13 protein-coding genes are annotated in these 23,102 nt (G+C 43.1%); 11 read left to right on the top strand and 2 right to left on the bottom strand.

The window, feature by feature from the left end; translation table 11 throughout:
- Positions 1–37: 37 nt before the first annotated feature.
- The 4 genes from NYE35_RS26675 (at position 38) to NYE35_RS26660 (ending at position 10,578) form a co-directional block, all read left to right on the top strand.
- Complete coding sequence (locus NYE35_RS26675; protein ID WP_094901821.1) at positions 38–7,414, top strand: pectinesterase family protein; 7,377 nt, start codon at positions 38–40, stop codon at positions 7,412–7,414.
- Between the two features lie 208 nt (positions 7,415–7,622).
- The gene (locus NYE35_RS26670; RefSeq protein ID WP_081386569.1) at positions 7,623–8,549 is read left to right on the top strand and encodes an EamA family transporter; all 927 of its coding nucleotides are present in this window, start codon (positions 7,623–7,625) and stop codon (positions 8,547–8,549) included.
- Between the two features lie 162 nt (positions 8,550–8,711).
- The gene (locus NYE35_RS26665; protein ID WP_076104883.1) at positions 8,712–9,500 is read left to right on the top strand and encodes an isocitrate lyase/PEP mutase family protein; all 789 of its coding nucleotides are present in this window, start codon (positions 8,712–8,714) and stop codon (positions 9,498–9,500) included.
- Positions 9,501–9,507: 7 nt separating this feature from the next.
- Entirely contained in the window at positions 9,508–10,578 is a 1,071-nt protein-coding gene (locus NYE35_RS26660; protein WP_076104884.1) for a bifunctional transcriptional activator/DNA repair enzyme AdaA, read from the top strand.
- Between the two features lie 38 nt (positions 10,579–10,616).
- On the opposite strand, the gene NYE35_RS26655 is transcribed toward NYE35_RS26660, so the two are convergent.
- Both NYE35_RS26655 and NYE35_RS26650 read right to left on the bottom strand, forming a co-directional pair.
- Entirely contained in the window at positions 10,617–11,282 is a 666-nt protein-coding gene (locus NYE35_RS26655) for a TetR/AcrR family transcriptional regulator (RefSeq protein ID WP_076104885.1), read from the bottom strand.
- Complete coding sequence (locus NYE35_RS26650; RefSeq protein ID WP_076104886.1) at positions 11,275–12,477, bottom strand: MFS transporter; 1,203 nt, start codon at positions 12,475–12,477, stop codon at positions 11,275–11,277. Before NYE35_RS26650 ends, NYE35_RS26655 begins: the two co-directional genes overlap by 8 nt.
- 261 nt (positions 12,478–12,738) lie before the next feature.
- Between NYE35_RS26650 and NYE35_RS26645 the strand changes: the two genes are divergently transcribed.
- The 7 genes from NYE35_RS26645 to NYE35_RS26615 all read left to right on the top strand — a co-directional run bounded on the left by NYE35_RS26645 (position 12,739) and on the right by NYE35_RS26615 (position 23,069).
- Positions 12,739–14,277, top strand: a complete 1,539-nt coding sequence (locus tag NYE35_RS26645; RefSeq protein WP_076104887.1) for a response regulator — start codon at positions 12,739–12,741, stop codon at positions 14,275–14,277.
- Positions 14,278–14,296: 19 nt separating this feature from the next.
- A complete protein-coding gene (locus NYE35_RS26640; RefSeq protein ID WP_036685623.1) occupies positions 14,297–16,099 on the top strand; it encodes a sensor histidine kinase in 1,803 nt (600 codons plus the stop codon).
- A 17-nt stretch (positions 16,100–16,116) separates the two neighbouring features.
- Positions 16,117–17,652 (top strand): response regulator transcription factor, encoded by a 1,536-nt coding sequence (locus tag NYE35_RS26635; protein WP_076104888.1) that lies wholly within the window; start codon positions 16,117–16,119, stop codon positions 17,650–17,652.
- Between the two features lie 115 nt (positions 17,653–17,767).
- Positions 17,768–19,474, top strand: a complete 1,707-nt coding sequence (locus NYE35_RS26630; protein WP_076213689.1) for a sugar ABC transporter substrate-binding protein — start codon at positions 17,768–17,770, stop codon at positions 19,472–19,474.
- A gap of 84 nt (positions 19,475–19,558) precedes the next feature.
- Positions 19,559–20,527: an ABC transporter permease gene (locus NYE35_RS26625; RefSeq protein WP_036685395.1), complete on the top strand. Its 969-nt coding sequence runs from the start codon at positions 19,559–19,561 to the stop codon at positions 20,525–20,527.
- Between the two features lie 59 nt (positions 20,528–20,586).
- Entirely contained in the window at positions 20,587–21,489 is a 903-nt protein-coding gene (locus tag NYE35_RS26620) for a carbohydrate ABC transporter permease (protein ID WP_036685620.1), read from the top strand.
- Between the two features lie 47 nt (positions 21,490–21,536).
- On the top strand, positions 21,537–23,069 hold the full coding sequence (locus NYE35_RS26615; RefSeq protein WP_081388079.1) for a glycoside hydrolase family 43 protein: 1,533 nt from the start codon (positions 21,537–21,539) through the stop codon (positions 23,067–23,069).
- The last annotated feature ends 33 nt before the right edge of the window (positions 23,070–23,102 follow it).

Below are 23,102 nucleotides of genomic sequence, written 5' to 3'. Positions count from 1 at the left end.
CCCCCTTCTTATTCCAATAGATATTAGGAGGTCTTGTATGAAGAAAAAATGGTTATCTGGGGCGCTGGTCGCGAGTCTTCTTGCAACATGTATGCCATTTGGTGGTGTCGAGGCCGCTTCTTTGGAAGCGCTTCCTGCCTTTCCGGGTGCGGAAGGCGGCGGCAAATATGTAACCGGCGGAAGAGCTCAACCTGTGTATGAAGTGACGACGTTGGCTGATTATGGTATCAAGGAAACTCCGATCCCCGGCTCCTTCCGCGATGCGGTAAGTCAAAGTAATCGGACCATTGTTTTTCGAGTGGGGGGAACCATCCATCTGAAGGAATCCCTCAAGATTACCGGCTCAAATCTGACGATTGCCGGGCAAACGGCTCCAGGTGACGGAATTACAATTGCCGACTACACAACCTCTGTTGAAGCTGACAATATTATTATGCGCTATATGCGTTTCCGGTTAGGCGACCGGGTAGCTAGTGAAGATGATGCTTTTGGATCAAGGTACCATAAGGATCTCATTATCGATCATAGCTCATTCAGCTGGTCGGTGGATGAAGTGGTCAGTCTGTATGACAACGAGAATACTACCGTACAATGGTCGATATCCGCTGAAAGTATGCTGATGACGACTCACCAGAAGGGACGTCACGGCTACGGAGGAATCTGGGGTGGGAAAAATGCCAGTTTCCTTCACAATCTGATTGCTCATAGCACCAGCCGCAACCCCCGTTTGCCGACGTTGACCAAATTGGTGGATCTGACGGAAATGTCTAATAACGTTATCTATAACTGGGGATTCGCTTCGACCTATGGTGGGGGAGCAGAAGATTATCGATATAATATCACTAACAATTATTATAAAAATGGTCCAAACACCTACACCAGTGTAAAAAATCAATTGTTTGGGGAAGTGTCTCCAGAAACCCGGTTGTTTATAGATGGGAACATCATGGATGGTAATCCGAAGGTTACCGAAGACAACTGGAAGGGTGTGCAAAAGTATTCGAATATCTCTAAGCTTGCGGAGCCGGCAAAGATGCCTAACCCATATACGGCAGTGTCGGCGGAGGAAGCCTACGCAAATGTAATGGCTGATGCTGGTGCCACTTTGCCAAGACGTGATGCTTACGATGCGCGTGTCATTAATGATGTGAAGAATCGCACTGGACAGCATATTAATTCACCTATTGAAATAGGCGGTTACCCAGACTATACAGAGACAGCTTCCAATGTAATCGACATGGATCATGACGGTATGGATGATAGCTGGGAGATTGCTAATGGACTAGATCCTACCGATCCTGAGGATGGCAAGAAGTCGACGTTATCTTCGGAGGGATATACAAATTTAGAAGTGTATCTGAATGATCTCATTGTGTTAGGGAAATCAGGGTATGAGCATACGGACAATCCTGTAACCGCTATCAATTATCCTGTGAATAACCAAATCATAGAGTCAGGCAGCGAGGTGAATGTTACAGCTTCTGCCAGTGATAGCGATGGTATTGCTAAGGTGGAATTTATCGTTAATGGTGTGAAGCAAGACGAAGCTACCACAGCACCTTATAGTTTCAATTGGAACAATGTGCAGGATGGTACCTATTATCTTGTTGTTCAGGCTATAGACAATAAAGGGCTCAAGACACAATCCGATAACGTAGCTATACATGTCAACACCTCTGGATCCGTTCTTCCGTGGACTTCAGTGGATGTTGGTCGTCCAGGGATAACGGGAGTGACTACACTTCATCCAGATAGCGGGAAAATTACGCTCAAATCGGCTGGACTTATCGGAGCTACATCAGAGAGCGAAACTGCTGTTGATAACTTTCAGTTTGCTTATCAAACCCTGACAGGCAATGGTGAAATTATTGCTAGAATCGACTCCGTAACGGGAACTGACGATTATGCCAAAGCAGGTGTCATGATTCGTGATAATCTCAATGACAATTCTAAAATGACGATGCTGGCAATCCCTTATGTCAAATATGGCAAGAAGGGAGTTATGATTACCCGCTCCACCACAGGAGCCAAGGTGGTAAAAACAGAACCGGACAGTTTCATCAATACACCTTATTGGGTGAAGCTGGTTCGTCTTGGTAACGAAGTGACAGGTCTGGTATCGCCGGATAAAGTAACATGGAGCAAGGTAGGCACGGTGAAGCTTGACCTGAATGATACGGTTTATTTTGGTCTTGCAGCCGATGCTGCTAAGGTAGATAACGAGGTTAATCGTTATAATGCGTCTGTCTTCAGTGAGGTGGAGCTGAAACCGCTTAGTGATCAGTTTCCTGCCGCACCCCGTGGACTTACAGCCACAGCCGGTGAAGAGAAAGTGAAGTTGAATTGGGAGGACGTTGCTTCTGCCAAGTCGTATAGTGTTAAACGTAGCGAGGTTTCCGGCGGTCCCTACAAAACGATTAATACTGAAATTAAAGATAGCTTGTATACTGATTCCGGACTCAGCTCCGGAAAAACTTATTATTACGTGGTCAGCGCGGTGAATGAGCTTGGTGAAAGCTTTGATTCCGATGAGGCCAGCGCTACAGCTGAAGGTGAAGCAGGTAATGTCTATTATGTGGATGAAGACTTCGAGCAGGTTGCTGTAGGTGTGACACCAGAGTATTACGATGTAACTCCAAATCCACAGACTGAAATTCAAAAGGTTATTGTATCTCCCACACCGTCTGACAGTAAAGGGAATACGTCAGATCAAGTGTTGAATGTGTTCGATGGTGCGAACGGCAGCGTGCAGTTTATCCGTAAATTTGCGCCAATTACAGGTGCACTGGTTATTGACACTGACTTTATGTTTGCGACAGAATCGGGAACCTCGGTGTTCCTGCAGGCCCAGAGTACAGATGGAAGCAAAACGGCATTCTCCATTGAGAGCAGAAAGCCAACGCTTCCTGAAGCTACAGGTAAATATACGCTAACCATGAGCAGGGGGAGCAGCCAGTATCATCAACTGATGAGCTCTTATTCCCTAAAACAATGGTACAACCTGAAGCTAAAGGTGGATGTGAACAACGATAAAGTGGATGTATATATCGATGATCAGCCTGCTGGCTCTTTTCCGTTCACAACCACGAATTTCGCCAGCTACGGCATTGGGCGTATCTTGTCCAAGACACCGGGCGGCGGCTCAGGAAATTATTACTTAGACAATTTAAAGATCTATGTTGAGCCCATTGAAACACCGCTTGGACTGACTGGGCTTCCAGGAAACCAAGCAGCCCAGCTATCATGGCCTGCTCTTGAAGGCGCAACTTCCTACAATGTTAAGAGAAGTCTTAAGAGCGGGGGGCCTTATGAGACTATTGCCAATGCTATTACAGAGACATCATATATTGATAATGAAGTTACCAACGAAACTACCTATTATTATGTTATCTCGGCGACGGCGCCCACTGGTGAATCGGGAAATTCCAATGAAATTAGTATTACCCCATCCGCTTTGGCGGTGAAATTGCCTGCGCCAGAATCGTTTGCGGCTGTAAGTCGGAATGCACAACTGGATCTCAGTTGGAAAGCTGTGGAGAATGCAGCCAGCTACAGCATCAAGAAGTGGAATGAGACTTCAGGTAGCTATGAACTCGTGGCAAAAGAAATCACCGGCACAACTTACCGCGTCGGAGGTTTGGCCAACGGGCAAACCTACCGTTACGTCGTAGCTGCAACAAATGTGGCCGGGGAGGGAAAAGAATCAGCGCCTGTTGAAGCTACTCCGCAATCTCCTTTGGGAACACCTGTCGTTTCCACGGAAGCTGGTGACAGTGTAATGAAACTAAGCTGGCCAGCGATTGAGGAGGCGAGCCAGTACATTGTCAAACGTGCCTCATCGGCGAATGGTCCTTATGAAGTGCTCGGGTCTGATTTATCAGACACAAGCTTTACTGATGCTGGGCTCGTAAACGGAACACCGTATTATTACAAAGTCAAAGCAATAAGCGGTACCCGTAGTAGTCTAGATTCAGCTGCTACCCCAGCGGTTCCATACAAGAATTCCGGCCAGCCGCAGGCTCCACAAGGAGTTAGCGTTGAGCCTGGCAACACGGATATCCATCTGACTTGGAATGTAGCTGATGGAGCTAGCAGCTATCAAATTCTACGCTCGGAGAGCGGTGGCAGCTATGCGGTCGTGGCCGACGGCATCGAAGCAACAGATTATACCGATAAAGGCTTGAGCAACGGGACTGCCTATCAATATGCGGTAATCGCCATCGGTGATAAGGGTGCCAGTCTTCCATCCGAGGTGGTCAAGGGAATTCCAGCTCCTGTCATTATTGTTGCTCAGAATGGGACAGGAGATTATAAAACGATTAATGACGCTATTCAAGCAGCACCTGATAATAGTGCCCTAACCACGATTATTAAAGTGAAGAACGGCACGTATAAGGAGAAGGTGCTTGTACCTTCTAGTAAGATGAATATTAGTATCATCGGTGAGAGCCGGGAAGGTACCGTACTTATTAACGGTGACTCCGCGAAAACCATTGGCTCAGATGGTAAAGAAATGGGCACCAGCGGCAGCTATACATTAAAGGTTGCGGCAACTGATTTCACACTGGAGAACATGACGGTTGAGAACAGTGCTGGGCGGGATGCCGGTCAGGCAGTCGCTTTATATGCTGAAGGAGACCGGGGAGTGTACAGAAATGTTAAACTTCTTGGATATCAGGATACCCTGTTCGCAGACAAGGGAAGAGCTTATTTCGTCGATAGCCATATTGAAGGTACAGTGGACTTTATCTTTGGTAATTCCGCTGCTGTATTCGAGAATAATGTGATTCAAAGTGCGGGTGCTGGCTATGTTACTGCGCCTTCCACGGCAACGGGTAAGCCTGGTTATGTGTTCATCAATAATCGACTAACTGCCAGTGAGGGCGTTGCTGCTGGAACCGTTGATTTGGGCCGGCCATGGAGAGAATATGGCAGCTCTACCTTCATTAACACGGAGATGGGAGCTCATATTCGTGCTACTGGCTGGCATGAATGGTATGAAGGTCGTTCCAAAACTGCACGGTTCTCTGAGTTTTTAAGTTACGGAGAGGGGGCTAATGCAGCTTCACGTTACAGCTGGTCCAAACAATTAACAGCAGAAGAGGCAGCTGCCTATACGATTGAAGCTGTGCTTGGTGGAAGTGATGGCTGGAATCCACAGCAATCCAAGATCTTAGTGGATCAAGAGCAGATACCTGCGGTACAAGTCTCTTCAATTACTGTAACGGGTAAAGATGGAATTAGCAGCATTGAGTCGAAGGGCGGTGCCTTGCAGCTGCAAGCCTCTGTGCTTCCAGAGAATGCGACGAATCCTAAAGTTATCTGGACGGTAACTGAAGCAGATGGGATAACCTCTACGGATAAAGCGGTTATTAATGAGAAGGGCTTGCTGACAGCTAGAAAGAACGGTAGCGTACAAGTAACTGCGCGAGCTCTAGATGGAAGTGGAGTATCCGGAAGCCTAGAGATTAATATCAGCGGACAAGATGAGATTGCCCGTAATCTGCCCGCTGCAACGCTGAACGGACCGGTCACAGTGGTGGCAGGACAGGATTTCACTTACCGTGTAGGGCTTACAAATGTTACTACCTCCGTCTACAAGGAAGTGTATGCTGTAGACTTTACCATGGCATATGACGTATCTGGTGTGGAATTCATATCCGCTCAGACCTTGCCAGACGGATTCAGCATCACTCATATTAATGAGGACAGTCCAGGTCTAATAACAGTTAGTGTAGCTGGAACGGAGGCAGGAAATATCCTGACCGATGATGCGGAATTCTTAGAAATCATCTTCAAAGCGAAGAAGACAAATCGTGAAATCGCCGTGCCGCTTGGATTTATTTCTTTCCGAGGATCCAACACAGATGTTGATTTTGACATCCTGCATGAGGCACAATCGGTTGTTCATGTCATTCCTATATCCGTCATGGAGATAAAAGTCTCCTCCAAAGATAATGTGAGCGAAATCAAGTCAGGGCAAACCCTGCAAATGGCAGCTGTAATCCTGCCGGACCATGCATCCGATCCAGCAGTGACCTGGTCAGTAGTGAATGAGGATGGATCAGCTACTGAGCGAGCAACTATTACGGATACCGGCTTGCTCACTGCAATTGCAGCAGGCAAAGTAACGGTGAGAGCGACAGCTAAAGATGACTCCGGTGTTGTAGGTACGATGTCCATTGAGATTAAGGCAGAATCGCAGGTTTCAGAATCGGGCGGTACTTCATCTTCAACGACAGTCAAACCAGTGAAACAACCGGAACCAACTGTGAACGCAGATGGAGTTACTCTTTCCGTGACAGCGGATGTGAATGGTAAAGCTATTGCAGAGGTATCCTCGACGATTCTGCAACAAGCAATTGGCTCAATGCAGAATGGAGTATTGAGAATCACAGTGAAGCCATCCTCTGCCAGCTCGGTGGTTGAACTGACCTTGCCAGCTCGTGAGTTGGCTGGAGCGGGAGCAAAAGCAATTCATCTTTTGGAAATAGACATGGGATTGTCTACGTTCCGAATAAATGCTGACCTGCTTCTTGCGATGGCAGGATCTGACGCCGCAAGCGTTAAGCTTGTAGTTGGCAAAGTTGACGCGAAGACACTGTCGCTTCAGACGGATGTCGGGGATATTTATGAGTTTAAGTTCTTTGTTGATGGCAAACAGTTTGACAGCTTTGGGCGTGGACTGAAGGTTGAACGGGATTACAAACCAAAGACAACTTCAGGTGTAGAACAAATAGTAGCCTACCAAATCCGTGAAGACGGGACTGTAGAGGTGGTTAGAAACTCCCAGTTTAATCCGACAACTGGCAAGATCATCTTCAGACCAGACAATTCCAGCAGATTCGCAGTAGGATATGCGGAAAATTCCTTTAAGGATATCGCTGGACTAGGCTGGGCACAAAATAGCATTCAAGCCCTTGCCGCCAGAGATATTCTGAATGGCACCGGAGATCATAACTTCGGGCCACAGCTGAATGTAACTCGGGCGCAGTTCCTGAAGATGCTGATGCTTGCACTAGAGCTGGAGGAAGGTAGTGCGGCAAGTACATTTAAGGATGTTTCGCTGGATGCTTGGTACTACAGCTCCGTTGCTGCTGCTCAGCAGCTAGGAATTATTCAGGGCAGATCCGATGGAACCTTCGGTGCTAATGAAACGATTAGCCGTGAGGAAATGGCGTTGATGGCTTATCGTGCAGCACAGCTCGCTAAGCTTACGGTCGTGGAAGTGGACCAGCCAGTGAATTTCAATGATGCCGCTGATGTTTCAGCCTACGCTCGTGAGGCTGTACAATTCATGAGCGGAGCAAAGATTATTCAAGGTGTAGGCAAAGATAACTTTGCACCTAAAGCCAATACAACTCGTGCTCAGGCAGCTGTTATTGTCTATCGATTGTTCCAGCTAAATCCTTAAATTTCAAGTTGACACCCTGTGTGATTTATCATATTATGATTGGAGTTGTTATAAGTAAATAAACCAAACTCTATCCAGTGGATGGAGTGGCGGAATTTTGTCAAAGATGTATTCTTTGGTTTCAATCGCCCCTTGTCATTTCGATGACAAGGGGCTTTATTATGTTAATGAGCTTGCTCAAGAGAAAGGGAAGAGGTTTACGATGAATATGAAGTTATTCAAATATGCTTTACTAGTTTTTTTAGGTGCTTGTAGTTATGGCTCACTCTCTACGATCGTCAAGCTTGGAATGAACGATGGCTTTAGAATGAAACAATTGGTAGGATCACAATACTTTTTTGGATGGTGTATGCTGCTCTTGCTGGTCTTATTATTTTCTCGAAAGAAATTAGGGCTAAAAACAGGCGGGAAATTATTAGCCGCTGGGATCACTATCAGTTTAACTGGCATATTTTATGGCTTCGCCGTTGAACAATTGCCTGCTTCGATTGCGATTGTACTGTTATTCCAATTTACTTGGATCGGTGTAATTCTGGAGGCGGTTGTAGATCGAAAACTTCCTAGTCGGGAAAAAGTGATTTCGATGGTTATCCTTCTAATTGGTACGGTATTAGCGGGGGGCATCCTTGAGCCGAGTGTAGGTGGAATCACGACCACTGGTGTGGTTTTTGGCTTAATGTCAGCCGTGTCGTTTGCCTTCTATATTTTTGTGAGTGGAAGAGTAGCTACGCAGGTACCTGCCGTTAATAAAAGCTTGTATATGACCACTAGTGCAATGGTTATTATTATGACTGTTTTTTCTCCTTCGTTTTTATATGACGGTGCGATTACCGATGGGCTTTGGAAATACGGCCTACCTCTAGGTTTGTTGGGCATCGTAATTCCAGTTCTGTTCTTTTCGATCGGGGTTCCGAAGCTGGGTTCAGGTCTAGGCGCGATTTTAGGGGCAGCGGAGTTACCGGCAGCTGTAGTAGCCTCCGTGTTAGTTCTGCAAGAAGAGGTATCATTACTTCGCTGGATCGGGATTATCGTAGTTCTGATCGGGATCGCAGCTCCACAAATCCTACCGATGGGGACAGGGAATAAGTCATCCAAACCATCACCAAAACAATCACTCCGTAAGGTAGAACTTTAATCGGCAAACTGACATCGATGGTATGATCTGATCCTGAGAGGATTAGATTATCTATCGGTGTTTTTTTTGTGGAAAAAAAGATTGGTGTTAATTTTTCTGGTATCGATAATGGATGTCTAATATATAGTGGTTCTATTCTTAACTAAATGGAGATGACCACTTATGAACAGTAAAAACTATGACTATTTTAAAACGCTGCATGATCAAAAAAATCCACTGATCCTGTACAACTGCTGGGATGTAGCCTCAGCTAAAGCAATAGAGCAAGCTGGATCAAAGGCGGTAGCAACTAGCAGCTATTCCATGGCGGAAGCGTGGGGATATTCGGATGGTGAACAGCTTACATTTGAGCTTATGCTTTGGATGATTTCAAAGATTGCCGAACGAGTAGCGGTTCCATTGACCGTAGACATCGAAGGTGGATATGCTATAGATGAGGATACTTTAGCGCATAACATGGAGCAGTTATTTCAATTAGACATCTGTGGTATCAATTTTGAAGATCAGATTGTAAATCATCCTAACAATGAACTATGGGAGACCAGCGAACAAAGCCGTAGGATCAAAACCATACAACAAGTAGCCTCCAAACTGCAAAAGCGTGTGTTTATTAACGCTAGAACGGATATTTTTTTCAAGGATAAGGAACATTCGATGGATCTAGTGAATCAAGCTATAGAACGTACCTATGCTTATGCTGACGCTGGAGCGGATGGGATTTTTATACCGGGGCTCGCTGATCCAAGCTTGATTGAACAATTTGTCAAAAAATCGCCACTGCCTGTGAATATCATGGTTATGGACGGTATGCTTTCAAATCATGAATTGCAAAAAATTGGCGTGAAACGTATTAGCTATGGCCCGCGTAGTTTCTTTCAGGCACAACATAATCTTCAGGAAAATGCCCGGCAAACGCTTGACGCCTCAGGACTTTATTTAGAAATGAGCTAACCATACTATGATAACTAATGAGCAGGATATCAATAAATATTATAAGATGCTGGTCGAGAAAAACTCGAATTATGAGGGCGTATTTTTTGTAGGAGTGAAGACAACGGGGATCATGTGTAGGCCAACTTGTCCCGCTAAAAAGCCATTAAAAGAAAATTGTGAGTTTTTTGCTACAGCCAAGGAAGCCTTATTAGCATCATATAGACCATGTAAAAGGTGTCAGCCGTTATCCAATCCAACAAAAATGTCTCCTGAAGTAAAGCTGCTTGTAGAAGCTATTGAGAGCAATCCGGAACGAAAATGGACAGATAAAGATTTTGATGAGCTGTCTATTAGTGCAAACACGGCACGCCGCCAATTTAAGAAACAATTCGGGATGACCTTTATCGAATATGCACGTTCTAGACGTTTAGGACTGGCATTCAAACATATTAGGAATGGGGATTCAATCATTAACGCACAACTGGAAAGCGGGTACGATTCGAGCAATGGGTTTAGGGATGCCTTTTCACGAACGATGGGGACTGTCCCGAATCATTCCAAGCAGATTAAAGTGCTGTACTGTACTTGGATAGAAACGATATTGGGTTCCATGCTGGCCATCTCCGATGAAGAGAGTCTTTTACTGCTGGAATTTGTGGATCGCAAGGGTCTTGAAAATGAAATCAAAAGATTACGCACTCGCTTAAATGCAACTATATTACCTGAAAAGGTAGCCGTCCTTCACCAAATTGAGGAGGAATTGAAGCTGTATTTCACAGGTGAACTTACGGAATTTACAACGCCGGTTCGTTATCTGGGCTCAGACTTTCAGCAAAAGGTGTGGAATGAACTCCGGAAAATACCTCTGGGACAGACAGCTTCTTATAGGGAGCTTGCAGAGAAAATCAATAATCCCTCTGCTTGCCGCGCTGTAGCAAGGGCGAATGGTACCAATCAACTCTCAATCTTGGTTCCATGTCATCGAGTGATAAACAGCAATGGTGAATTGGGTGGCTATGGAGGCGGGCTTGCCAGAAAAGAATGGTTAATCAAACATGAGTCTAACCGCTCCTTAAATAAGAATAATTTCATTTAAACTACTCCTCTCTATTACGTAGAATGTGATGGATCCCCTTACTTCAAGGCAGGAGATTCATCACTTTCTGTACTTAAATACTGAACTAACATGTCCACAAATCGGTTAGCAATTTGAATATCCTGAAGTTCGTTGTTGAAATCGTCTTTGGAAATCAGGCTCATTTTCTGTAATAAACCCATCATAGACGTGAAGATGAAATGAGCAGTGGATAAGGGTTCTGTATCAAATTTTAACGATCCATCTTTAACTCCGGCCTCCAGAGCATCCATTAAGAAATGTCGTTCTTTTCCCCGCATCACAAAATCTTTGTACTTTTCTTTGAGTTCTTTACTGTAATCATAGGCTTCAAAATGCAAATCGAATAGAAGAATGAATTTGATGTAACCTGGGTGTTGCCGGGCATAATCAATCCAAGCATTAAGCATCGAAGCAAGCATTTGCTTACCATTCATTTCAATTGAAGAAGGTGCGCTTCTAACAAATTGGGTCATGCTCTCCAGAATTTCCATCTGGACCTCAAAAATCAGTTCGTTCATGGACTGGAAATGCTTATAAAAGGTAACCCGGCTTACACCAGCCACGTCGCAGACATCCTTAATATTAACTTTGAGAAAGCTTTGCTTCATAAAAAGATCCTTCGCCGCAGCAATTAATTCTTCCCGGTTTTTGTTTTTTAAATTCTGGTGCCAGTTCTCAGTCATGGGCGACACTCCTTTCTTGCTCTTTTTTTGGTTTTTGTAAGGTGATGAAAAAGGCAGATGCCAGGATAATTGCCCCAAAAATATAGGGAATATTAATATGTTTGTCAAACATCAATCCCGCTAAAATGGGTCCAAGTATGTTTCCTATACTGGTGTACGTTGTATTTAATCCGGCAGCATATCCTTGCCGATCGCCAGCTGAATTGGCAATCAATGTACTTACTGTGGGGCGCAAAAAAGCATTAAAAGCAAAAAATAAACCTGATACAACTAATAAATAACCTAAATTGATCTTGAATATCATCAACAATAAGGTTATAGCGGTCATCACCAATGATATACGTATAAGCTTTATCTCGCCAAGTCTCTTAATCAGATGATCAAGCAGCCAGATCTGCACAATAATGCCTATAATAGCACCAACCGTAATAATGATTGAGATTTTCGTTGCATCAAAACCGTATTTTTGTTCCACAAAAAGGGCGTACACCGTTTCATAATTCATCAGACCAAATGTCATGATCAGAATGAGCAGAAGATAGCGGAAATAGGGCGTCCGGAATGAATTTACGATTTGATTACGAATGGATTCCCGAGGGTCCTGTTTGTTAACGGATTTCCGTTTTTCCTTTGGTAGTGTCTCTGGCATATAAAAACAAAGTATCGTAGCGATAAGCCCAAGTCCACCCGCAAAAAAATAAGGCACCCGTATTCCAAACCCAGCGATAATCCCGCCTAACCCTGGACCAAGTACCATACCCAAATTCATGGAAGCCCCCAAGTACCCCATACCTTTTGCACGGGTTTCATGGGTGGTGATATCAGCGACATAGGCCATATTGGAAGGGACCATGATTCCGATACCTATACCCCCAATAAATCTAGCGATGTAAAGTAGGGGCAATGTCGTAGATACAGCAAATATCAGATCTGAAAGGACGGTTAAAAACATTCCGGAAATGATCATTGATTTTCGGCCCCATTTATCCGAGAGCTGTCCCCCTATAGGTGAAAAAATAAACTGTGCTGCTCCAAAAGCCGCAATAAGATATCCGGCGGCAGCCCCTGACGCATTAAACAGTTTCAGATATTCAGGTAGAATGGGAATGACCATACCTTGCCCCAATAAAGCGATAAATAGATTCAACATCAGAATGAAAAGTGGAAATCTAGCAGACTTAGATAAGCTGCTCATATCATAGCCCTCCCATATAGTTTACACTGTGTAAAGGTTTACTCGATGTAAACTATAATAATGGAATGATGGGCCCTTGTAAAGGTGTGTCTGAAATTTAGGATACGCTGTTTTTAGTATGTTTTTTCAAGTAAAAAAAGTACTGTTTTAAACAAAAGAAGGAAAATTTATGAATTCACATCATTATCCAAGTATGATAGCATGATCTATATATTTTGGTGTAAAGCGCGGGCTTATCTTAATAAGATTGGAGCGAACATCATGCTTAAGGTTCTGATCGTGGACGATGAACCCTGGGTTCTTGAGGGGCTAAGGACGATGATCGACTGGGGAAAATTCGGTTATGAAGTTTGTGGTGAAGCTCAAAACGGCACGGATGCGATGAGGCTTATCCAGGAGAATAAACCGGAACTGGTTCTTACGGATATTAATATGCCTGTAATTAACGGTCTTGAGCTTATTACAAAGTTGAATGAGGTGATGGAGAAACCTCCTAAATTTGTGATTTTGTCTGGATATGATGATTTCAAGTATGCACGTACGGCATTGCGCCAGCGGGTAAATGAATATTTATTAAAACCCATTGATGATGAAGAAATAGAGGCTTTATTAAGCAGGATCACTCCAATAATCCAAAATGAAATCGCTTCCAATGAGGAGTTTGATAAAAAGCAATTTTTTATCGTAAATAATATCATCAACCGCCTGATCCAAGGGGAGTATAACGAAAATTTAGAGCTTCTAACCCGAAACACCTTGAAGCTTCAAGCGGATGCAGAGTTAATGTGTATTCTTATCGAACCCGCCTCCTCTACGAATCCATTCCAACCGCAGATAAGTGATTATTTTTCCGAGGAACACTTCTGCTTCTTTCAAGACGGATCGGGAAGAGCGGGGATCATTCTTCAGTCTGCTTCTATCGGCAATGAGAGCCTGGAGACTATCGTCAACCAGATGCATTCAGATCTCACTGAACAATCACAGGAGCTGGTCTTTCTAGCACTTAGCAGCAGAATGGTCGGGGTGAGCTCTATTCGAGAGATTTATAGGCAGGCACTTGAGGTATGGAAACGAAAAACGCACCAGCAGAAAAGAGGGGTCTTTTATTATAGTGAGCTTAGAAACCTGAAAAAGGAAGAACCTCATGAGGATCATTTCAGACAGCTGCTGCATAAGGTCCAAACGAATGATACGGAACAGATCCAGCCTTGTGTAAAAGAAGCGTTCACTGCTTTCGTCGAGAATCTGCTGACCCTTGAAGTTGTAAAAGCAAAAGTGGCCCATTTAGAGCTTACGATCTGTAGAATTATAGCTCAAATGAATGGAGACCCGGATACGATTATGATTAAGCTTCAGCAAGAATACGGAAATCTAGGTGAGCTTAGTGATTATTTTATATTAAGCCGTTATGTACAAAGTCTGTGTGAACGGGCTGCCGTCTATCTGTCTGAATTAGAGCAGCAGAATGAACGAAATACGATTTACAAGGTTATTCAGTATGTGGATCGTGAATTTCGGAATAAATTAAAGCTTCAGGATTTGGCACAACAATTTCATATTAATTCTACCTATTTGGGACAACTGTTCAGAAAGCAAACGGGTCAGGGCTTTAGTGAATACCTAAATGCCAAACGGATTGAAGAGGCGAAAAGTCTGCTGAAACGAACACAGCTAAAGATATCGGATATAGCGGTGCAGGTGGGATTCTCTAACACTGATTATTTTATAGATAAGTTTAAGTTGCTTGTAGGGGTAGTACCATCCGTGTATAAAAATGAGAATAAGAACCAACAGCTCTAGGGGAAGCAAGGTGTTTCATATGGAGAGAAAAAAATTCAGATTTAGAAAAGTAGTGAATGATATTCCCTTGAATTATAAATTTTCCCTTATTTATATCATAGGTGTTCTTCTCCCTATCATTATTATTAACCTTGTTTTTTTGGATCGGATTTCCGATCTGATCAAATCGAGAGAGCAGCAGAACCTGGAAATATCTTTAGAAAGAGCCCGAAAGGACATTCATGATTTCATTGAAGGTGGGGTAGCTGTCAGCTATACGCTTTCTGCCGATAAGAACCTGTATGAATTGCTTGAGCGGACGTATGGGAACTCTATTGAATTTTATGACACTTTTGATGAACAGCTGAGAGACCGCATGAACAGCTATATGCCGGTGAATAATCAGATTGAACGGATTACTGTATTTACGAACAATGATTCCATTGTTTCCGGCAGCAACTATCAGGTCATCAATGAAAAGGTAATGAATAGTGAATGGTATAAGCAGTCGAAGGCTGCGGATAAACATCTGTTTCTTGCCGCTTATCATATGAGTGATACCTCTAGTGTGATTTCTACAGCGCCTTATTTGAGTGTTATTGAGCGAATGGACGCTTACAGCTCATACAATAAGTTTGAAAAGCTGCTTAGAATTGATTTGGATCTCAGTAAAATATATGACGTGATTATCAGAGAAAAAGATTACTTGAGTCTTTATTTAGTTAACGAGCAGGACGAGATTATTATGTCTGCACAAAGCGGCTATCAAAGAGGCACCGCGGAACCTTATCCCGTGTTCAAGCTGCAGGATGATGAGCGCAAGGAGGACGTTCATATTGTACCCGTCGGCGGAGCTAGTTATATAAAGGGCTGGCGGATAATAGGAATTACACAAGGTGAGCGTATTACCCAAGCGATAATGGAGATTCGGATTTATGCAGGGATTCTGGCGTCCATTGTCACGCTAATCACCACCGCTTTTTTATATGTGATGTTAAGATCCTATAATTATCGGGTGAAACGGTTATCCAGACATATGCAGAAAGTATCCAATGAGAAATTTGAGCTGATTCGAATCGATGAAGGCCAGGATGAGATCGGGGGACTGATCCGTAATTTTAACAGGATGACCACTACCATTAATTCCTTGATCAATGATGTATATAAACTGGAGATTCAAAAAAATAATCTGGAGATGGAAAGAGTAAGAGCTGAACTGAATTTTCTGCAAAGCCAGATGAATCCGCATTTTCTGTTTAATACGTTAAATGCCATTTTGGTGGTCTGTACTAAAAATAATTATTCGGATGTTACAGATATTATTAAGAGTTTATCCAAATTACTTAGACGGCTGCTGAGCTGGAAAGAAGATCTCGTCACTCTGGAAGAAGAAATGACTTTCATCGAGATGTATTTAAAAATTGAAAAATTCCGGTTCCGGGATAAATTTGATTATCAATTTGAGATCGATGAGCAGTCGCTTCAATATAAGATTCCCAAGCTAAGCATGCAGCCGCTCGTTGAGAATTCCTGCAAACATGGTCTACAGGCCATAGAGGGACTTGGTGTGATAAAAGTGAAGACGTTAGTGGAGGAGGGACGCTTAAAAGTTACCGTCTCTGATAACGGTAAAGGGATAGAGCCAGAGAAGCTGCAAGAATTATTAGGTAATGTTCAAAATGAAGCGTCTTCGGGAACGAATATCGGAATCCGCAACGTGTACCGCCGATTAGAATTGTATTATGAAGATCAGGTCCGTTTTGATATCAGCAGCGTTCCGGATGAAGGGACCATTGTCACTTTTGATATTCCATTAAAACTCCTGGAACGGAAGAATAGCTAGAAAGTGAGGGACCCCCTATGAAATACAAAGTATTGTTGATCGATGATGAGCCTAGTGCGCTTGAAGCGATGCAGCTATGGATTGATTGGCAGGAGCTTGGCTTTGAGGTATGTGGAACCTCCAGCAATGGCAAAGAGGGGCTGGAGTTAATGAAACAGCTCGAACCAGATCTTGTAATTACGGATGTTAATATGCCGCTAATGAATGGGCTGGAGATGGTCGCAGCTTGGCAACGAGCTGAGATTAAGGAGATTAAGTTTGCCATACTAAGTGGTTATAGTGAGTTTGAATATGCCAAGACAGCTATACACTATGGAATTAATCATTATCTGATGAAGCCAGTTTTTCCAGAAGAAGCGGCAGAAGAATTACTGGAGATTTATCAGGAGCTGGAGCAGGAAGCTCAGAAGCGCAGTTTAAATCAAATAGCCTCCGCGGAGGAGGCTGTTTCTCTCCTGAAAGGAATACTGCATGAGAAAGCTGAGCAGTCGAATCAGGAGGTACTTAACCGATTATCGGAAGGGAAAAGCCATTGGAATATTTGTCTGATACAGACAGAGCCGGTTTTATATACAGAGATCAGAGAGCAAGCCTCAGCCCTCCTAACCGATAAAGATTCGATGTTTCTGATGGATCTGGAGAGTCATTGTTTTGGAATCGTATACGGATACCATTCATTGTCCACTGAGGGAGCTGTGATCGATCAGATCGCAACTCCCTTGCTGAATGAACACCCTAAACAAGCTTTGTATATTGCAGCTGGCGCTGGCGTAGGCTCCTTGCTTCAGATCGGGAACAGTTACCGAACGGCGAAAGAAGCATTAATGTATTATTTTTATTATCCTGAAAATGCAGAGGTCCTGAGTTATCAAGAGATTAAGGATAGTCCCTTCAGTTATCATTATGATCAAATTCAACTGATGGATGACTTGATAAGACCGATTAACACCCTGGACTCCGCAGGCTTTAGCCAAGCTGTGAACTCGGCAGCCCGCAGTTTCCGGGAACAGCGCATCGCTCCAGAGGTTGTGAAGAAAATTGTTATTCATATGATGTATAAGATTATTGAGTTTACCTCGGAAGCCAGTGAAGTTCATGAGTCCTCCTTATCTAATCAAATTAGAATCCCCGCGATGTTAGACTCAATGATCACCTTGACGGACTTAATGCGTAATTTGCTATTCTGCGGCGAGGCCAGTATTGATATCCTTCTTAAGGAACAAAACCTAAGATCACAGGGGATTGTTCAGGAGATTAACAATTATATTGAAGAGCATTTTCGCGAATGTCTTACCATTAAGAGGCTATCAGAGGTGTTTTTCCTGCACCCGGTATATCTGGGACAATTATTGATCAAGAAGAACGGAATTAACTTCAATGAACAGCTGCATAACCTCCGAATAAAAGAGGCAGTACATTTACTTCAACAAAATAAGTTAAAAAATAGTGAAATCGCTGAGAAAGTGGGCTATGGCAATTATAGTCAGTTCCTCAAGCAATTTGAAAAAAAGCTACATATGAGTCCTAACGAATTTAAAAACACTAATACCTAAACTTTTTGGGGGTACATCTTTAATTCTGGCGTATTTTCAGAAGATTATCACCTCTATAATTTAACTTGTAAGGGCTTACAACATTGTTACACCAACAAATATATGGAGGTGCTTTATGGGGGGCAAGTTAATATCCAAATGGAAACTTAGTCTGATTGCTGTGTTATCCCTAAGCTTTACCTTAGCAGGGTGCGGAGGAAATAACAGCAACAATACGACGGCTAAGGGGGAAGACAAACCAGCAGAAACAGCCACTTCAACTGCAGCAGGAACAAATTCTGATAAGATTGAACCTTTCGAAATTAGTATCTTTCTTGGAGAAGCAGGCCAGCAACCAACACCAGATAATAAAATTTATAAAATGATTAAAGAAAAAACAGGCGCCTCATTCAATTTCGAATTCTTGGCAGGAGATCTTAAACAGAAGCTTGGCGTTATGATTGCCGGTTCGGATTATCCAGATCTAATGAGTTCTAATACCCAACTGACGGCAGCAGGTGCATTTATTCCTCTCGAGGACTTGATTGAAGAACACGCTCCAAATTTGAAAGCGCATTACGCAGCTTACTGGAACATGATGAAGGATCCAAATGATGGACATATTTATACACTTCCAAACTATGGTGCGTATAACGGTGATGTGAATTCAACCTATTACTCTGGCCCAGCTTTCTGGATTCAGAAAGCTGTACTTAAAGATGCTGGCTATCCAGTGGTTAAAACTTTGGATGAGTATTTCGATCTTATCGTTAAGTATAAAGAGAAGAATCCAACCATTGATGGACAACCAACAGTTGGGTTTGAAATTCATAACAAAGACTGGAGAAACTGGGGATTGTTTAACGCTCCTCAGCATCTGATCGGACATCCTAATGATGGCGGAGTAGTGGTTAAGGATAACGTGGCAGAAATCTTTGCGGATAAAGACTATGCTAAGCAGTACTATAAGAAGCTTAATGATATGAATGCATTGGGTATTATTGATAAAGAAGCATTTACGATGGATTATGACCAATATTTAGCTAAATTGTCCAGCGGAGCCGTTCTAGGAATGTTTGATCAGCACTGGAACTTTGGTAAAGCAGAAGATTCACTCAAGACTCAAGAAAAAGATATGAGAACTTATGTAGGTCTGCCTCTTGTGTATGATACCAACACCAAAGATTATTATCTGGATCGCCCTGCGCTTAACTTGAATAATGGATTCGGGATTACTATCAATGCTAAGGATCCAGTGAGAATCCTTAAACTTATGGACACATTGATTCAAGAAGATTGGCAAAGAACTCTCACTTGGGGTATTGAAGGCGAAGATTATATTGTGGAAAACGGCCGCTTTATGAGAACCCAAGAACAACGGGATAACGCAGTTGATGCTACTTGGAAGCTGAGTAACAAAGCAGAAGCTTGGTATGCTACCGCTCCGAAAATGCAAGGGTACTTTGCAGACGGTAACTCAACGGATGCGGCAGCCCAACCAGAAGAATATAAGGCAGGATTGGAAGCGTTTGACAAGGAAGTCCTCGACGCATATGGATTCAACAGTTATGTAGATTTCTTCAGTAAGCCTGGACCGAATCCAGTAGCTTACCCTGCTTGGTCCATAGATCTTGTTGAAAACTCTCCAGCAAAAATTGCCGATACGAAGATGGGAGAAGTTAAAACCAAGTTCTTGCCAAAAGCAATCTTGGCTAGTCCTTCCGATTTCGATAAAGTTTGGGCTGAATTTGTTAAAGAACTTAACAAAGCGGATGTTAAAGCCTACGAAGACAGAATCAATGAACAGCTTAAATGGAGATTTGATACTTGGAGTGTTAAATAGTTAGAGCATGCTTAAAAATCAGAAAGTGGTGGCTTATTAGCCAACCACTTTCTGAAATATATGGATGATGTGGGGAGAAAATATATGGATGAGATTTTAACGGGAAAAAAAGTTAACCGGCATCCTAAAAGAAAAAAGAAGCAACCTATTACTATGAATTTGATTAAGAATCAGAAACAGCTAATTTGGATGTCGGTTCCATTGCTGCTTTATATTATATTATTTGCTTATGTTCCCGTCTGGGGATGGACCATGGCTTTTCAGGATTATAAACCAGCTAAGGCTTTTGGCGAACAAACGTGGGTTGGCTTGAAACACTTCAAGTTTCTATTTACGGACGATACCTTTTTAAGGGTACTACGAAACACACTGGCTATGGGATTAATTAATTTCTTTCTAGGATTTATAACCGCAATAACATTGGCCTTACTTCTTAATGAAATCAAAAATGTATTTTGGAAAAGAACCGTGCAGACCATATCCTACTTACCTCACTTCCTCTCTTGGATTATTGTAACAGGGATTGTAGGTGTCTCCCTCTCGGTTAACGACGGGATTATCAACATCGTACTCATGAAATTACATCTTATCGATTCACCGATTCTTTGGTTGAGTGAAGGGAAGTATTTCTGGGGTATTGTGGGTGCTTCAACCGTCTGGAAAGAGGTTGGATGGAGTACTATCATCTACTTGGCTGCTATTGCTTCTATAGATCCAGCTTTATATGAGGCTGCTGAGATTGATGGGGCTAACCGGTACAAAAAAATGTTCAATGTAACATTGCCGGGAATTAGACCAACCATTGTAATCCTGATGATAATGTCCATAGGACATGTACTGGATGTCGGATTTGAGGTTCCGTACTTATTAGGGAACGGGCTTACTGTAGACTGGTCGGATACGATTGATATATTTGTATTGAAATACGGGATTGGGCAAGGGAATTATTCCTTAGCTACTGCGGGTGGTATATTTAAAACAGTCGTAAGTGTAACGTTGCTGCTATTAGCTAACTGGACTTCGAAGCGGCTAGGGGAAGAGAGGCTGTTATAATCATGGAAAAAACTCAATTGATTCCTCAAAAATCTCCAAAAAGTAATGCTGGAAAACGGATGAGAAATTTGGGGTTCGAACCCGTAGTGTTCGGCACCTTCAATACTATATTTATGGTTTGTCTAGTTATTGTTACCTTGTATCCATTCCTGAATACTATAGCAGTCTCCTTTAATGCGGGGAATGATACCATCCGCGGCGGTATTTATCTATGGCCTAGAGAGTGGACCATACAAAACTACAAGGCAGTTTTTGCCTCTGGTACAATTATTCCTGCTTTTTGGATTTCGGTAGCACGAACAGTGATATCTACGATCCTGAATCTATTTTTAACCACAATGCTTGCTTATACTTTAAGCCGGAAAGAATATGTTTTCCGCAAACAGATTACCTTTATTTTCGTCCTAACCATGTATTTTAATGCGGGTCTGATTCCAAACTATTTCCTAATTAAGGATCTTCATTTGATTAATACGTTTTGGGTATATGTAATACCGACTATGATAAGTGCATTTAATATGATCGTCATCCGTACTTACATTGGTGGTTTGCATGAAAGTCTTATGGAATCCGCGAGAATCGACGGTGCAGGTGAATTCAAGATTTTCATGAAAGTAGTCTTCCCTTTGTGTAAACCTGTTCTTGCTACAATCGCCCTTTTTGTCGCGGTAGGTGCATGGAACGCATGGTTTGATGCTTTTATCTACACTTCTTCCCGCCAACACTTGAGTACATTGCAATATGAATTAATGAAACTAATATCATCTAGTATGAATGCGAACAGTAACGCAAGTGTAGCTAACGGGGCAGGGGTAACTGCAGAGTCAGCGGGGTCAATGGTTACTCCAAAGTCCATTCGTGCAGCCGTTACTATTGTTGCTTCGGTTCCAATTTTGCTAGTCTATCCATTCATGCAAAAGTATTTTGTAGTTGGAATGAACGTAGGAAGCGTGAAGGAATAAGGAGCTTGCAATCACTATTAAGTAATAGGAAGGTTGTCTGTTAAATTATGACCCCATCTTCAATCACATACACGAATCCGATACTTCCAGGCTTCTATCCTGATCCAAGTATCACTCGGGCAGGGGATGACTACTATTTAGTTTGCAGCTCCTTTGAGTATTTCCCTGGCGTACCTATTTTTCATAGTCAGGATTTGATTCACTGGACCCAAATAGGTCATGTGCTCAATCGTGTAAGTCAGCTGGATACACGTAAAAGCAAGAGCTCTGGAGGGATATTTGCCCCAACGATCCGGTATCATGAAGGAACGTTTTACATGATAACGACCGAAATACACGGGAAAGGGAATTTCTATGTTACGGCTACGGATCCTGCGGGTCTGTGGTCAGATCCGATTAGTATTCCTTATGGAGGAATTGACCCTTCTCTAATGTTTGATGAGGATGGAAAGGTATATGTAACCACCCAGCAGGGGGCAGATTATGACTCCCATGCCATCCAATATGAGATAGATATCGCTACAGGAGCAGCATTAACAGAACCTGTTGTCATCTGGACTGGGGATGGCGGACCTTGGACGGAAGGCCCCCATTTGTACAAAATTAATGGAATGTACTATATCATGACGGCTTCAGGAGGAACGGCTAAGGAACATCGGGAGATCATTGGCCGCAGCTCTTCTCCTTATGGACCGTTTGATCGATTGCCGCATCCGATATTGACGCACAGCGGTACTGACAATCCCATTCAGTATTTAGGGCATGCCGATTTGATTGAGGATCGTAACGGGGATTGGTGGGCCGTATTCCTTGGAGTAAGACTAGTAGATGCAAAATTTACTGTGCTTGGAAGAGAGACTTTCCTTGCTCCCGTAAACTGGACTGAAGACGGATGGCCGATGATCGATAATAATGAAGACACTGTCGGACTGGAAATGAAGGTTTCACGTGTACCTGGTCAATCACCAAAACCTGAGACTAGTGGAAGATATGATTTTGATGAACATGTATTGCCGCTGGGATTAGCCTTTCTGCGGAATCCGGCTGAGGGAAGCTGGTCCTTAAACGAACGGCAGGGATGGTTATCTCTTCGAGGACAACCGAAAGGTCTCAGTGAAGTAGGCCAAGTGGCTTTTGTAGGCAGAAGACAGCAGCATACTTCAGCAGAATGGAGCACACTGCTTGAAATGCCTTCATCTATTGCTGATGTGGAGGCTGGACTTTGCGCCAGATTAGATGAGAACGCTCATTATGAAATTGGACTTGTTCAAAAAAACGGCCAAAGAGTGATTACAGCTCATGTGACCATGGATGGAATAACCCATACAGCGGCAGAGATTCCAACTACTGCCGAGCGAATTTATTTGAAAGCTAAGGCTGAGCTTAACGAATACAGCTTCCTGTATTCTTTGGATGGGCAGGAGTGGAATAAGCTATCAACAGCAGCAGCGTATCCATTATCCCCTCAAGCTGTAAAAGGAAATGGATTTACGGGTGTACTTATCGGCTTATATGCAACAGGTCATGGCAAGGTGGCTGAGGTGCCTGCCTACTTCGATTGGTTCGATTATCAGTCTTAATTATTCGAATACTGATATAAATGCGTTTGTCAG

Source organism: Paenibacillus sp. FSL L8-0494 (assembly GCF_038003695.1).
Classification (GTDB): Bacteria; Bacillota; Bacilli; order Paenibacillales; family Paenibacillaceae; genus Paenibacillus_AQ; species Paenibacillus_AQ odorifer.
Note: the sequence above shows the minus strand (reverse complement) of the source record. Positions and strands in the feature narration are given on the sequence as shown.

Coding starts and splice junctions, on each gene's coding strand:
- NYE35_RS26675 (WP_094901821.1), top strand. CDS start 38: ATGAAGAAAAAATGGTTATCTGGGGCGCTGGTCGCGAGTCTTCTTGCA.
- NYE35_RS26670 (WP_081386569.1), top strand. CDS start 7,623: ATGAAGTTATTCAAATATGCTTTACTAGTTTTTTTAGGTGCTTGTAGT.
- NYE35_RS26665 (WP_076104883.1), top strand. CDS start 8,712: ATGAACAGTAAAAACTATGACTATTTTAAAACGCTGCATGATCAAAAA.
- NYE35_RS26660 (WP_076104884.1), top strand. CDS start 9,508: ATGATAACTAATGAGCAGGATATCAATAAATATTATAAGATGCTGGTC.
- NYE35_RS26655 (WP_076104885.1), bottom strand. CDS start 11,282: ATGACTGAGAACTGGCACCAGAATTTAAAAAACAAAAACCGGGAAGAA.
- NYE35_RS26650 (WP_076104886.1), bottom strand. CDS start 12,477: ATGAGCAGCTTATCTAAGTCTGCTAGATTTCCACTTTTCATTCTGATG.
- NYE35_RS26645 (WP_076104887.1), top strand. CDS start 12,739: ATGCTTAAGGTTCTGATCGTGGACGATGAACCCTGGGTTCTTGAGGGG.
- NYE35_RS26640 (WP_036685623.1), top strand. CDS start 14,297: ATGGAGAGAAAAAAATTCAGATTTAGAAAAGTAGTGAATGATATTCCC.
- NYE35_RS26635 (WP_076104888.1), top strand. CDS start 16,117: ATGAAATACAAAGTATTGTTGATCGATGATGAGCCTAGTGCGCTTGAA.
- NYE35_RS26630 (WP_076213689.1), top strand. CDS start 17,768: ATGGGGGGCAAGTTAATATCCAAATGGAAACTTAGTCTGATTGCTGTG.
- NYE35_RS26625 (WP_036685395.1), top strand. CDS start 19,559: ATGGATGAGATTTTAACGGGAAAAAAAGTTAACCGGCATCCTAAAAGA.
- NYE35_RS26620 (WP_036685620.1), top strand. CDS start 20,587: ATGAGAAATTTGGGGTTCGAACCCGTAGTGTTCGGCACCTTCAATACT.
- NYE35_RS26615 (WP_081388079.1), top strand. CDS start 21,537: ATGACCCCATCTTCAATCACATACACGAATCCGATACTTCCAGGCTTC.